Origin of the sequence: Thermomonas beijingensis, assembly GCF_020034655.1 — a bacterium.
Taxonomy (GTDB): domain Bacteria; phylum Pseudomonadota; class Gammaproteobacteria; order Xanthomonadales; family Xanthomonadaceae; genus Thermomonas; species Thermomonas beijingensis.
Genome location: NZ_JAIQDJ010000002.1, coordinates 424,293 through 436,734, shown reverse-complemented (window position 1 = coordinate 436,734; position 12,442 = coordinate 424,293). Strand labels below are relative to the sequence as shown.

The 12,442-nt window shown below is 61.5% G+C and carries 12 protein-coding genes and 1 tRNA gene; 9 read left to right on the top strand and 4 right to left on the bottom strand.

Features of this window, described 5'->3' with window-relative positions; all coding sequences use genetic code 11:
• Positions 1-54: 54 nt before the first annotated feature.
• The 4 genes from K7B09_RS07825 to rnt are packed head-to-tail and all read left to right on the top strand — an operon-like array spanning position 55 to position 2,789.
• On the top strand, positions 55-570 hold the full coding sequence (locus K7B09_RS07825) for an HvfA family oxazolone/thioamide-modified RiPP metallophore (protein ID WP_223628574.1): 516 nt from the start codon (positions 55-57) through the stop codon (positions 568-570).
• A 6-nt stretch (positions 571-576) separates the two neighbouring features.
• Positions 577-1,401 (top strand): HvfB family MNIO-type RiPP peptide maturase, encoded by an 825-nt coding sequence (locus K7B09_RS07820; RefSeq protein WP_223628570.1) that lies wholly within the window; start codon positions 577-579, stop codon positions 1,399-1,401.
• Complete coding sequence (locus tag K7B09_RS07815; protein ID WP_223628567.1) at positions 1,398-2,141, top strand: HvfC family RiPP maturation protein; 744 nt, start codon at positions 1,398-1,400, stop codon at positions 2,139-2,141. The genes K7B09_RS07820 and K7B09_RS07815 overlap by 4 nt, the downstream gene beginning before the upstream one ends.
• A gap of 9 nt (positions 2,142-2,150) precedes the next feature.
• Positions 2,151-2,789, top strand: a complete 639-nt coding sequence (gene rnt, locus K7B09_RS07810; protein WP_223628565.1) for a ribonuclease T — start codon at positions 2,151-2,153, stop codon at positions 2,787-2,789.
• A 51-nt stretch (positions 2,790-2,840) separates the two neighbouring features.
• Here the strand turns inward: rnt and K7B09_RS07805 are convergent, their stop codons facing one another.
• From K7B09_RS07805 to rnr, 3 genes are read right to left on the bottom strand one after another with little or no spacing between them, the layout of a single operon-like run.
• Complete coding sequence (locus K7B09_RS07805; protein WP_223628563.1) at positions 2,841-3,110, bottom strand: CBU_0592 family membrane protein; 270 nt, start codon at positions 3,108-3,110, stop codon at positions 2,841-2,843.
• On the bottom strand, positions 3,110-3,856 hold the full coding sequence (gene rlmB, locus K7B09_RS07800; protein ID WP_223628561.1) for a 23S rRNA (guanosine(2251)-2'-O)-methyltransferase RlmB: 747 nt from the start codon (positions 3,854-3,856) through the stop codon (positions 3,110-3,112). Before rlmB ends, K7B09_RS07805 begins: the two co-directional genes overlap by 1 nt.
• A 17-nt stretch (positions 3,857-3,873) precedes the next feature.
• Positions 3,874-6,348 (bottom strand): ribonuclease R, encoded by a 2,475-nt coding sequence (gene rnr, locus K7B09_RS07795; protein WP_223628559.1) that lies wholly within the window; start codon positions 6,346-6,348, stop codon positions 3,874-3,876.
• A 103-nt stretch (positions 6,349-6,451) separates the two neighbouring features.
• Between rnr and K7B09_RS07790 the strand changes: the two genes are divergently transcribed.
• Positions 6,452-6,538, top strand: a tRNA-Leu gene (locus tag K7B09_RS07790).
• A 205-nt stretch (positions 6,539-6,743) separates the two neighbouring features.
• Here K7B09_RS07790 and serS read toward each other — a convergent pair.
• Positions 6,744-8,024, bottom strand: a complete 1,281-nt coding sequence (gene serS / locus K7B09_RS07785; protein WP_223628557.1) for a serine--tRNA ligase — start codon at positions 8,022-8,024, stop codon at positions 6,744-6,746.
• 91 nt (positions 8,025-8,115) lie between these two features.
• Between serS and K7B09_RS07780 the strand changes: the two genes are divergently transcribed.
• The 4 genes from K7B09_RS07780 to K7B09_RS07765 all read left to right on the top strand — a co-directional run bounded on the left by K7B09_RS07780 (position 8,116) and on the right by K7B09_RS07765 (position 12,440).
• A complete protein-coding gene (locus tag K7B09_RS07780; RefSeq protein ID WP_223628555.1) occupies positions 8,116-8,757 on the top strand; it encodes an energy transducer TonB in 642 nt (213 codons plus the stop codon).
• 8 nt (positions 8,758-8,765) lie between these two features.
• Positions 8,766-10,211: an exodeoxyribonuclease I gene (sbcB, locus tag K7B09_RS07775; RefSeq protein WP_223628552.1), complete on the top strand. Its 1,446-nt coding sequence runs from the start codon at positions 8,766-8,768 to the stop codon at positions 10,209-10,211.
• A 165-nt stretch (positions 10,212-10,376) separates the two neighbouring features.
• Positions 10,377-11,249: an alpha/beta hydrolase family protein gene (locus K7B09_RS07770; protein WP_223628550.1), complete on the top strand. Its 873-nt coding sequence runs from the start codon at positions 10,377-10,379 to the stop codon at positions 11,247-11,249.
• A gap of 12 nt (positions 11,250-11,261) precedes the next feature.
• Positions 11,262-12,440, top strand: coding sequence for a DUF4785 domain-containing protein (locus tag K7B09_RS07765; protein WP_425507847.1), 1,179 nt, complete (start codon positions 11,262-11,264; stop codon positions 12,438-12,440).
• Positions 12,441-12,442 lie beyond the last annotated feature (2 nt).

The following is a 12,442-nucleotide window of genomic DNA, read 5'->3' as shown; positions in this document are numbered from 1 at the left end:
CGCGCGCAGTAGCATCGGCAGACTGACCCGCGCTGACGCGCCAAGGAGTTGTCTATGTCGAACACCCGCACACCCATCACCCTGGCCATCAGCGCCGCCATCGCCAGTGCCGGCTTGGCCGCAGGCAGCTTGTTTTCGATGGACGCGCTGGCCAACGGTTACCTGCAAGACGCAGGCAAGACCAAGCCCGCCGCTACCGAAGGCAAATGCGGCGAAGGCAAATGCGGCGCGGCAATGATGGCCGGCAATGAGGCCAAGCCCGCCCCAGCAACCCCCATGCATACCTTTGAAGGTTTGGATACCGACAAAGACGGTCGCATTTCGCGCACTGAATTTGCCGCGGCGCATGCTGGCAAGGACGACAAGTTTGCCGGCATCGATGGCAATAGCGATGGCTTCATCAGCAAGCAGGAATTCGACGCCCACCACGCCGCCATGCAAAAGGCCATGGGCGAAGGCAAATGCGGTGGTGATGCCAAAGCGACCGGTGCCGGTGGCAAAACCGCAGGCAGCGAAGGCAAATGCGGTGAAGGCAAGTGTGGCGAGGGCAAATGCGGCGGCAGCATGTAAAGCCGCATGCACACCGCCCTGCCCCCGCGCAGCACCGGCCTTGGGCTGCGCCGCGCATTACTTGATTCACTCATCGAAGCGCCTGCGGGCGCTTTCGATTTTCTGGAATGCGCACCCGATAACTGGATTGGCGTTGGCGGCGTATTGGGCGAACAACTCACCACATTGACCGCGCGCTATCCGCTGAGTTGCCATGGACTGTCGCTGTCGCTGGGTGGCCCCGACCCGCTGGACATCGCCTTGTTGCAGCAGACCCGGCAATTTCTGGATCGGCACCACGCAGTGCTGTACAGCGAGCACCTGAGCTATTGCAGCGCAGACGGCCATTTATACGACCTGCTGCCGCTACCGTTCACCGAGGACGCCGTACACCATGTCGCTGCCCGCATCCGTACCGCGCAAGACGTGCTGGGCCGGCGCATTGCGGTGGAAAACGTGAGCTACTACGCCGCGCCGTTCCAACAACTTTCCGAAATCGACTTCATCGCCGCAGTGCTGGCCGAAGCGGATTGCGATTTGCTGCTGGACGTCAACAATGTGTACGTCAATGCCATCAACCATCGCTACGATGCGCGCGCATTCATCACCGCCATGCCCAGCCAGCGCATCGCCAGCTACCACATCGCGGGGCATTTCGACGAAGCCGATGACTTGAAAATCGACACCCACGGCATGCCGGTCAAGGACGCTGTGTGGCAACTCCTCGACTTCAGCTATGCCCACCACGGCCTGCGCCCCACCGTGCTGGAACGTGATTTCAATTTCCCGCCGTTCGCGCAACTGCTGGATGAAGTGGCCCTTATCCGCAGCGCACAGGCACGCGTCGCATGAGCACGCTGCATACCCAATTGCAGGCGCTGGCTGCACACGTGCGCGACCCGGCCCATCATGCCGGACCAGTGGGTATTGAAGAGCGCCGGCTGCGCGTGTATCGCGAGCTGGTCTTCAACAATTTGCAGGGCCTGCTCGCCGGCACCTTTCCGGTGCTGTGCAAGACGTTGGGCGAACGCGAGTGGCAAACACTGTTGCGCGATTTCCTCATCCACCATCGCAGCGAAACGCCGCTGTTCACCCGGCTGGGGCTTGAATTTGTCGCCTTCCTCGAAGCCCATGCCAACCCCACACGCCCATGGCTGGCCGAGCTTGCACATTACGAATGGGCCGAGCTGGGCCTGCAACTGTGTGATGCCACCGCGCCACCGCATGATCCGCAAGGCGACCTGCTGGAGGGCGTGCCGGTGCTCTCGCCACTGGCGTGGCCACTGGCCTACCAATGGCCCGTGCATCAGATTGGCCCGCACTACCGACCTGTCGATTTGCCAGCCGAACCCAGCGTGATCTTGCTCCATCGTCAAGCCGACGGGCGCGTGCAGTTTTCGCAGCTCTCGCCGGTGCTGTATCGCCTATTGGCATTGCTGGAAGCCAATACCCACTACACCGGGCAGCAATGTTTGCGATCGCTTGCAGCCGAAATAGGCCATCCGGACTTCAACGCGTTTGTGGCCGATGTGCACCCGATGTTGGCGCGTCTGCATGCCAGCGGGGTGCTGCTGGGAACCCGCATCGGGTAACCTTTCACGATGTCCGAGCCCACACCCCCCAACCCCATCACGCCGATGGTCGAACGCTTTCGTGGCTACCTGCCGGTGGTCGTGGATGTGGAAACCGGTGGTTTTGATTGGAACAAGCACGCGTTGCTGGAAATCGCCGCGGTGCCCATCGAACTGGACGAGGCCGGCAACTACATGCCCGGCGTAGTGGCGCACGCCCACATCGCGCCCGCACCCGGCACCAGCATCGACCCGAAATCATTGGAAGTGACGGGCATCAAAATTGGCCATCCATTGCGCGGTGAAGTGGACGAACGCACAGGCCTGGATGCGATCTTCGTGCCGGTGCGCGCCGCGATGAAAAAACACGCCTGCACCCGCGCCATTTTGGTCGGCCACAACGCCCACTTCGATCTCAATTTTTTGAATGCTGCGGTGGCGCGCGTTGCCCACAAGCGCAACCCGTTTCACCCGTTCAGCGTGTTTGATACCGTCACCATGGCCGGCCTGTGCTACGGCCAAACCGTGCTGGCCCGCGCAGCGATGGCCGCAGGCCTGGGCTGGGACCCCAACGAGGCGCACGGCGCGGTGTACGACACCGAACAAACCGCCAAACTGTTTTGCACGATTGCCAATGGCTGGCGCGGGCGGGATTGCAACACGCCATGAGCAAACCATGCACGGGCTCTGCTCCGAAACCAACACAACGCACACGTCGCACTAACGCGGTGGCTGCGCGCTCCGCAACTTCAGCGTGCGCATGATGCCGTAGGCGCTGATCGCCATCCATACCGCTTCCAGCACAAACACCGAGACATTGAACTTGCCCAGCAGCGACACCAATACGCCGCCGGAGCCAAACAGATTGAGCAGCTGATAGACGATGCCGGTGCCGGACAACTTGCCGGCTTGCAGCAAGAAAAACGCCACCAACACCGCCAGCGTGCCGGCGATACCCACCCAGTCGTACCACGCCAATTCTAGGGCCATCACGCGCTCCGCTGGCGTACAGCTTCAAACAGGGCCACACCGGTAGCCACCGATACATTGAGACTTTCGAAATTGCCCGGCATCGGAATCTTGACCAGTTGGTCGCAGTTGTCGCGGGTCAGGCGGCGCAGGCCGTCGCCTTCACTGCCCAGCACCAAGGCCACATTGCCCTTCAGGTCAATGGCGTAGAGCGAGGCATCGGCTTCGCCAGCCAACCCATAAATCCACACCCCGAGTTTTTGCAGTTCACGCAGGCTGCGCGAGAGATTGGTGACCGAAAAAATCGGCAGGATGTCGGCCGCACCGGCCGAGGTTTTGCGCACGGTGGCATTGATCTGCACCGCTTTGTCTTTGGGAATGATGACCGCGGTGGCACCCGCCGCCGCCGCGCTGCGCAGGCACGCGCCAAGGTTGTGCGGGTCTTGCACGCCGTCCAGCACCAGCAGCAAGGCGCGGCCTTCGGCGGCTTCGACCAACGCGGGGAGCTCATGCTCGTCCCAGGTCCTGGCCGCCGCATAGCGCGCCGCCGCGCCCTGATGGCGCACACCACCGGCCACGCCGTCCAGCGCCTGCTGGTTGACGCGCCGCACGTCGATATCCTTGCGGCGCGCTTCTTGCTCGATCTCGGTGATCCGCGGATTCTTGCCACCGGCTTCCAGCAGCACTTCGCGCACGTTCTCGGCGTCGTGCTCCAGCGCGGAAGCCACCGCGTTCAGGCCGACGATCCATTGGGTAGGTTTGCTCATCTGCGTAGTTTGCCAGCTCAATACTTCTGCTTCACGCGCTTGGCCGGTTTGCCGCGCTCCGGCATTGGCGGCAGAGCACCGGTGCCCTCCTCCTCCACCAGCCGGAAGTCGATCTTGCGCTCTTCCACACTGGCTTTCAGCACCACGATGCGCACGCGGTCACCCAGCCGATATTCGCGGCCACGACGCTCCCCGGACAAGGTTTTACGCACTGCGTCGAAATGATAAAAATCGCGTGGCAGTTGGGTGACGTGCACCAAGCCATTAACCTTGGATGCATCCAATTCGATAAACAAACCAAAACTTGTCACCCCACTGATCGTGCCGTCGAATTCCTTGCCAATGTGGGTTTCCATCCACGCGGCGCGGTAGCGTTCGTCCACTTCGCGCTGCGCTTCGTCGGCACGTCGCGAGCGTTCGGAGCATTGCAGCGATAACGCGGCCATGGCGTGCGGCGAATAGGTGTACGTTTCCGGCTTGCCGCCGGCCAACGCATGCTTGATGGCGCGATGCACCAGCAGATCCGGGTAGCGGCGAATGGGCGACGTGAAATGCGCATATGCCTCCAGCGCCAGCCCGAAGTGACCGATGTTGTCCGGCGCGTACACCGCCAGCGATTGGCTGCGCAGGATCACGGTTTCCAGCAAGGCGGCATCGGGGCGTTCGCGGATTTTTTCCAGCAAGGCGCGAAAATCCTTGGGCTTGACCTTGCCCCATGGCGGCAGCCGTAATTGGAATTCCTTGAGGAATTCCTCAAGGTCGGCGTATTTGGATTCCGGTGGCTTGTCGTGGTCGCGATACGGTGCAGGGATATGCGCGCCCAACAAGAATTTGGCCGCCTGCACATTGGCCGCGATCATGCATTCTTCAATCAACTTGTGTGCATCATTGCGTTGCAGCATGCCGGCTTGCGACACCGCGCCCTTGGCATCCAGCACGAAGCGGACTTCGCTGCTCTCGAACTCGATGGCACCGCGCTTGGCACGTGCCTTGTCCAACACCTTGTACAACTGATGCAAGTGTTGGATTTGCGGCAGCAACGTGCCGATCTTGGCCAGTGCCGCGTCGTGGTCATCGGCAGGGATACCCTCGCCCACCGCATTCCACACATCGGTATAGGTCAACCGCGCATGCGAATGCATCAGTGCCGGATAGAAACTGCTTGCGGTGACACTGCCATCGCGCCCCACCTGCATATCGCAACAGAAGCACAGCCGCTCTACCGCTGGGTTCAGTGAGCAAATGCCATTGCTCAGCGTTTCCGGCAGCATCGGCACCACAAAACCGGGGAAATACACCGAGGTTGCGCGCAATTGCGCCTCGTCATCCAGCGGCGTACCCGGACGCACGTAATGCGACACATCGGCAATCGCCACGATCAGGCGGAAGCCATCGGCATTGGGTTCGCACCACACCGCATCGTCAAAATCCTTGGCATCTTCGCCGTCAATCGTCAGCAGTGGAATCTTGCGCAGATCCGCGCGCTTGAGGTTATCGGTCGCGTGCGCCGAGGGTGCTGGCGAGAGCACGGCATCCGCATCCACCGTCAACGGTACCGCCATCGCCTGCGCCAGCACCTCCGGCGAAAATTCATGCGGAATATCGTGGCCGTGGATCGCCGCTTCCACCGCCTGGCTGGCGGTGAGCTTGTCACCCAGCACCGCCAACACGCGGCCAATCGGCGGCCGGTGCGTGTCTTGCGGGGTGGTGATTTCAGCCACCACCAACTGCCCCGATTGGGCCCCGTTGCGCGCATCCTGCGGGATCATCACATTGCGCTGGATGCGTTTGTCATCCGGCACCACATAGCCAATCCCCGCTTCCTCAGCATAGCGGCCCAGCAGGCGGGTCAGGCGGCGCTCCAGCACCTCCACGATGCTGGCTTCACCACGCCCGCGTCGGTCCACGCCGGTGATGCTGACCAATACACGGTCGCCGTGGCTGACCTTGCGCATTTCAAACGGCGTCAGGAACAAATCATCGCCACCGGCCTCTGGGCGCAAGAAGCCAAACCCATCCGGGTTGGCAATCACGGTGCCGGCCAACAGATCATTGCGCGATGCCGGCACAAACCCGCCACGTCGGTTTTGCAATAACTGGCCGTCGCGCAACATGGCCTGCAAGCGCTTTTCCAGCGCGGCATAGCGGTCGTCGGCGGTCAGCGCCAGTTTGTGCGCCAATTCGTCGGCGCTCATCGGGCCGTCGTGCGCGGCCAACACCTGCAAAATCATTTCGCGGCTGGCAATCGGGTTGTCGTAGCGCTGCGCCTCGCGCTGCGCATGTGGATCAAACCGTGGCGCGGTGGGATGGGTAGCCACGCGCGGGCCTTTTTTATCCGTGCCGGGCTTGCCAGTGCGCCCCACGCCTGCCTGTGGTGATGCCGGCAGCCAGCCCGGCAATTTCCCGGATCCTTTGCGTGGCGTAGTGCCGGAGCCGCTTGCCGCGCCCTGCTTGCCGCGGCCGTTGCCGCGCTTGCCTGATGGTTTCTTCATCTTCTGATAGTACAGCCTGCGATGAACTCGATCTTTTCCATGCCAGCACAACACCCCTATTGACAGTCATGGCCGATCACTGGAAAATGCGCGGCTTCAACCGGCCCGGATGGCGGAATTGGTAGACGCACTAGCTTCAGGTGCTAGCGGGGGCAACTTCGTGGAGGTTCGAGTCCTCTTCCGGGCACCAGGTTGAATACAAAACACCCCGCCATGGCGGGGTTTTTTGTTACCCGAAATTTGCGATAACAAGCAAATAGAAGGCTCCCAACGCCTGAACATTGCTCACCACGCCGGCCTGCTTCATCGTCATTGCCGATGAGGTGGCCACGGCCGAGGTGCCGCCAATACGCAAGCGACTCAGGCCAGCATCGGCACCCGCAACGCAAGCCGTCTTAGCAGATACTCGCAACGCCACCCATATACGGGCGCAACACGTCCGGCACATCGATGCTGCCGTCGGCGTTCTGGTAGTTCTCCATCACCGCGATCAATGCACGGCCCACCGCCACGCCGGAGCCATTCAAGGTATGCGCCAATTCCGGCTTGCCGGTAGCCGGATTGCGCCAGCGCGCCTGCATGCGGCGGGCCTGGAAATCGCCGCAGTTGGAGCAGGATGAAATTTCGCGATAGGTGTTTTGCGAGGGCAACCAGACTTCCAGGTCAAATGTCTTGGTGGCACCAAAGCCCATGTCGCCACTGCACAGCAGCATGCGGCGGTACGGCAGGCCCAGTTTCTCCAGCACAGCCTCTGCGCAAAGGGTCATGCGCTGGTGTTCGGCGTCGGATTCCTCGGGTTTGCTGATGCTGACCAGTTCCACTTTCTCAAACTGATGCTGGCGAATCATGCCGCGCACGTCGCGACCACCGCTGCCGGCTTCGGAGCGAAAGCACATCGAATGCGCGGTCATCCGCAGCGGCAGTCGCTCGGCATCGAGGATGTCGTCGCGCACGATATTGGTCAGCGGCACTTCGCTGGTGGGAATCAAATACCGCTTGTGCTCGCCCAGTTGGGTGGAAAACAAGTCCTCCTCGAACTTGGGCAATTGCCCAGTGCCGCGCATTGAATCGGCATTGACGATCACCGGCACATTGGTTTCTTCGTAGCCATGCTCGCCACTGTGCAGATCCAGCATGAACTGCGCCAATGCGCGATGCAGGCGGGCCAGTTGCCCACGCAGCACGGTGAAGCGCGAACCCGACAACTTGGCGGCGGTTTCGCCATCCAACCAGCCATGGCGTGCGCCCAATTCCACGTGATCCTTGACCTCAAAGTCGAACACACGCGGGCTGCCCCAGCGGTGCTGCTCAACATTGCCATGTTCATCACTGCCGGCAGGCACCGATGCATCCGGCAGATTGGGGATACCCGACGCGATCGCTTCGATCTGGCCGCGAATGCGCTCCAGCTCCACTTCCGAAGCCTTCAGCTCTTCACCAAAGCCGGCCACCTCGGCCATCACCGCAGACACATCCTCGCCCTTGGCTTTGAGCATGCCGATCTGCTTGCTGCGGGTATTGCGCAAGTTCTGCAATTCCTGGGTGCGGATCTGAATCTGCTTGCGGCTGGCCTCCAACGCCTCCAGTGCAGGCACATCCAGCTCGAAACCGCGCGCGGTGCGCAGGCGGTCGGCAAGCTCGGCAGGGTTGGAACGCAGCAAATTGGGATCAAGCATGGGCGCGGGCAGGACGGTCAGGGAATGCCTATTATCGCCTGAGCAGATCGCCGATGGCGGTATTGCGCCTTGCACATGCCAGAATGCAGCTATGTCCGCACCCGACTCCACCCCGAACGCACGCACGCCACTTTTGCCACCACAGGCAGTAAAAGTGCTGGCAATCGCTTTTGCCGCTGGCCTGTTGCTGTTTCTTCTGGTGTGGCTGAAATCGCGCCACCACTATGATTTTTATAAAGCGGATGGCACCGACGCCAGCGCCAGCCAGACCAGCACCTTGCCTGCCCCGCTGCCGCCCGATCTGGCCAGTGGCGATGGCAACCCCGGCAGCAATGCCAGCGGCCTGAGTCTGCCCAAGGATGGGCCCGTTGTAGCACCTCCGCCACCTGCAAGACCACCGGCACCCCACCCGCCAGCTTCCCCTCCTCCGACCACTGCACCACCTGCATCCACACCTGTCATCAACGATGCTGTTGCGCAACGCTCACCCGCTCCGCGCTATCCGCAAGCAGCGTTGCGGCGTGGTGTGGGGGGCACCGTCAAGGTGCTCGCCAATGTCGCACCCGATGGCAGTGTGGCGAAGGTTGAAGTAGCCGAAGGCAGCGGCAATCGCGACCTGGATCGCGCGGCATTGGATGCTGTCCGTCGCTGGCAATTCAAGCCGGCCACCCGCAACGGGCAACCGGTTGCCAGCGAAGTTCGAGTGCCTATCGTGTTTTCTCCAGTACGGTAAGCGCAAGGATGTCCGCCTCGTTTCTGTTTTACGACCTGGAAACCTTCGGTGCCGACCCACGCCGAACCCGCATCGCGCAATTTGCCGCGATCCGCACCGACGCGCAGTTGCAGCCAATCGGCGAGCCCATCAGCTTCTTCGTGCAGCCCGCCAATGACCTGCTGCCCGCACCGATCGCCACGCTGATCACCGGCATCACTCCGCAAGCCGCATTGCGGGATGGGGTCAACGAGGCCGCTGCGTTCGCTCGCATATTGGATGCCATGGGCTGCCCGGACACCTGCAGCGCCGGCTACAACTCATTGCGCTTTGATGATGAGTTCGTGCGCTATGGCCTGTATCGCAATTTTCATGACCCGTATGAGCGCGAATGGCGCGCCGGCAACTCGCGTTGGGATTTGCTGGATGCACTGCGCCTGATGCATGCACTACGCCCCGATGGCATCGTGTGGCGGCAGCGTGAGGATGGCCAAGGCACCAGCTTCAAACTGGAGCATCTGGCCGAAGACAACGGCCTGCGTGAAGGCATCGCGCACGAAGCACTGAGCGATGTGCGTGCATTGATCGGCCTTGCCCGCCTGTTTCGCCGGCATCAGCCCAAACTCTGGGACTACGCACTGCGCCTGCGCGACAAACGCTTTGCCGCATCCTTGCTGGACCCCATTGCGATGACACCACTGCTGCATATTTCACAGCGCTACCCGGCAGTGCGCCTGTGCGCCGCGCCGGTATTGCCGTTGGCGCAGCACCCGTCGATTCCATCGCGCTTTATTGCCGTGGATTTGGATACCGATCCCGAACCGCTGCTGAGCTTGGATGCCGACGCCATCGCCGAGCGTCTGTACATTCGCCAATCCGATTTGCCCGAAGGTGAAACGCGGGTTGCGCTGAAAGAAATTCATACCAACAAATGCCCGGCACTGGTGCGCTGGGAACACCTGCGCCAGAACGATTTCACGCGCCTTGGAATCAGCCCCGAGATCGTGCAGCAACGCGCCGATCGGCTGCGTATGCACGGCCCTGCCATCGCCGAAAAAATGCGCTTGGTGTTCGCACGTGACCGTCCGGCGACGCCAGTGGATGCCGATGCTGCGCTGTACGATGGCTTCATCTGTGATGCCGACAAAAAACTGTGCGCGCAAGTCCGCGGCACCCCGCCGCAACTGCTGGCAAAAGCACAGTTCGCATTCCGCGACACCCGCCTGTCCGCGTTGTTGTTGCGCTATCGCGCCCGCAACTGGCCAGACAGCCTGCTGCCGTCCGAACAGGCACAGTGGGACAGCTACCGCCGCCAACGCCTGCTGACGGATGCCGGCCAGTCCGAGCTGACACTGGAGCAGTTCTTCGCACAAATCAGCGAACTGCGCGCCACCTATGTGGGCGATGGCCGCAAACAAGTGCTGCTGGATCAGCTGGAAGATTGGGGCCAACAGCGCGCCCGCGAGCTGGCGTAAGCCTCGAGAATCCCCAGTCAGCCTCAAAACTGTGACCGATGCCGCAGTGCGGCATGACTTTGCCATACCGATGCGTATGCTCGCCGTACCGGACAGTACGGGGGTGCTGTCGGGGTTGTTGACAAAGCCCGCCGCAGGCCACGCGGCATCCTTTGGGGAGAGTCCATGCGTAAAGTCGCCTTGGCCGCGCTGTTATCTTGCGCCGCCGCATTCACTGCCACCACCGCTTATGCCGCCGATGTCACCGGCGTTGCCTTTGTCCACGGCACCGGCAAGCAAACCAATGCCTATCAAGACTATTGGCAACCCGCCATGGTCAATAATGTCCGCGGCGGCTTGGCCAATCCATCCAATTACGTGGTGGTCAACTGCGATTTCAATCAATACATGTGGGATAGCCGTGCTGCGGGGTGCTTGGCCGACCAGCTCACCAATTTCATTCAAAGCAAAAGCATCACCCGCCTGATCATCATCACCCATTCCAATGGCGGCAACGTCATGCGCTGGGTGATGTCCAACCCAACCTATGACAGTCGCTACCCCAACATCATCAACAAGATCGTGCGGGTAGACGCATTGGCACCCTCCTCTGCCGGTACGCCGTTGGCCGATGCCGTGCTGAACGGCAATGTATTTGAAACTTCACTGGGCTGGCTATTGGGCTATAAGTCGGATGCGGTACGCCAACAGCAAGTCAGCTGGATGGCCAGCTACAACGCCAACAACCTGTATGGCACCTCCGGACGGCCATCACTGCCCAAGCTGTTCCGCGCAGTCGTCGGTACCGACGTGGAAACTGCCGTATGGGATAGCGATAGCTACTGCGGCGGATATGCGGAAAACCTAGGTTTGGAAACCACGCAATGGTGGCTGGATAGCTGTTCCGATGGCTTCCTCAATTGCAGCAGCCAATCGGCCGCCGGCGCGGTCTGGTTCAAGGACAAATCGAAGATGGCAGGCCAAGAGCCGCTGAGCCATAACCAAAGCCGGCGCGCCTGCTTTGGCCTCGACACCGTCCTGCGCAACGACATGAAGTGAGGCCAGACCACCATGCACACCTTGAATATCTCTCGCCTTGGCCTGTCCTGCGTCCTCGTACTGGGCATGGCCCAAGCCGCCCACGCCGCGCAACGCTTGCTGCCAGCAACCACCAGCGACCAAGTTCCCACCCTGTTGAGTACCCAGCCGGCACCGAAAGGCGTCATCGAGCGTAAGCCGGTGACTTTTGCCTGGGCCTTGGATCCCACTGCTGCATTGACACAGCCAGCGCCACTGGCCGCCGATAGTCGTGAATATTGGCAAACGGTGGATGCTGCAACCTTGGCCAAAGGTGTGGACTTGCCGATGACCACCGCCGGCGCACTGATTCGCATCAGCCCGGCGCAAGGCGCAGCCCCTTTGCCAGCAGATGCACTGTCGTTTACGGCCGGTCGTCGCTCCATTGCCATCGCACAACTGGCCGATGCGCAAAGCCTGCAACAAGCCGGCATGCCGGTCAGCAATGGCACGCAAGTGCTGCGGCTGGGCGCAGGCAGCGGTGCCGGGCACGTCCAGCTACGCGCCACCAATGCCCGCGGCAACTACGTGGTGCATGTGTTCGAGCCGACCAGCGATATCGTCTTGAACGCGCAAGCCAATCGAAATGCGGTGTTGGCCGGCCAAACCATGCGCGTAAGCATTGTCGCCAGTCGTGCTGCACAGGCTCTGCCCTTGCAGGCGCAGGCCTTGCTGGTAGCACCTGATGGCAGCAATGCGCCCGTCAAGGTGCAGCGTGCCACCGATGGCAGCTTGGAAGCGATATTCACACCAGCACTGCGCAACAACCGTGTGGCGGGGCTTTGGGAGCTGCAAGTGTTCGGCATGCTGGGCGACACCCCGCGCGATGTGCGCACCGCATTTGCGGTAGGCCAACCGACCGCACGCTTCAATGGCAGCGTTGCCCAGTCTGCGGACTTGCACGTCAGCCTGCCGGTGCAAGCGGCATCTGCAGGGCGTTACGAAGCCAGGGGCACCTTGTACGCAACTGCACCCGATGGCCAGCTACGGGCGGTGAGTGAGGCCCATGCGGCGGCATGGATGCAGCCCGGCCAGCACACGCTGCAACTTCCATTCTCCAAAGCGCATCTGCCCAGCGGCTATGGCGCACCGTATGAACTGCAGCAGTTGGAGTTGCATGACCAAAGCCGGATGGCACCGCTGGAAATTCGTGCGCACGCGGCACGTTTCTGATT

Bases quoted from the DNA above. Each gene is read 5' to 3' on its own strand.
- K7B09_RS07825 (WP_223628574.1), top strand. From the start codon at position 55: ATGTCGAACACCCGCACACCCATCACCCTGGCCATCAGCGCCGCCATC.
- sbcB (WP_223628552.1), top strand. From the start codon at position 8,766: ATGTCCGCCTCGTTTCTGTTTTACGACCTGGAAACCTTCGGTGCCGAC.
- K7B09_RS07780 (WP_223628555.1), top strand. From the start codon at position 8,116: ATGTCCGCACCCGACTCCACCCCGAACGCACGCACGCCACTTTTGCCA.
- rlmB (WP_223628561.1), bottom strand. From the start codon at position 3,856: ATGAGCAAACCTACCCAATGGATCGTCGGCCTGAACGCGGTGGCTTCC.
- rnr (WP_223628559.1), bottom strand. From the start codon at position 6,348: ATGAAGAAACCATCAGGCAAGCGCGGCAACGGCCGCGGCAAGCAGGGC.
- serS (WP_223628557.1), bottom strand. From the start codon at position 8,024: ATGCTTGATCCCAATTTGCTGCGTTCCAACCCTGCCGAGCTTGCCGAC.
- K7B09_RS07805 (WP_223628563.1), bottom strand. From the start codon at position 3,110: ATGGCCCTAGAATTGGCGTGGTACGACTGGGTGGGTATCGCCGGCACG.
- K7B09_RS07820 (WP_223628570.1), top strand. From the start codon at position 577: ATGCACACCGCCCTGCCCCCGCGCAGCACCGGCCTTGGGCTGCGCCGC.
- K7B09_RS07770 (WP_223628550.1), top strand. From the start codon at position 10,377: ATGCGTAAAGTCGCCTTGGCCGCGCTGTTATCTTGCGCCGCCGCATTC.
- K7B09_RS07765 (WP_425507847.1), top strand. From the start codon at position 11,262: ATGCACACCTTGAATATCTCTCGCCTTGGCCTGTCCTGCGTCCTCGTA.
- rnt (WP_223628565.1), top strand. From the start codon at position 2,151: ATGTCCGAGCCCACACCCCCCAACCCCATCACGCCGATGGTCGAACGC.
- K7B09_RS07815 (WP_223628567.1), top strand. From the start codon at position 1,398: ATGAGCACGCTGCATACCCAATTGCAGGCGCTGGCTGCACACGTGCGC.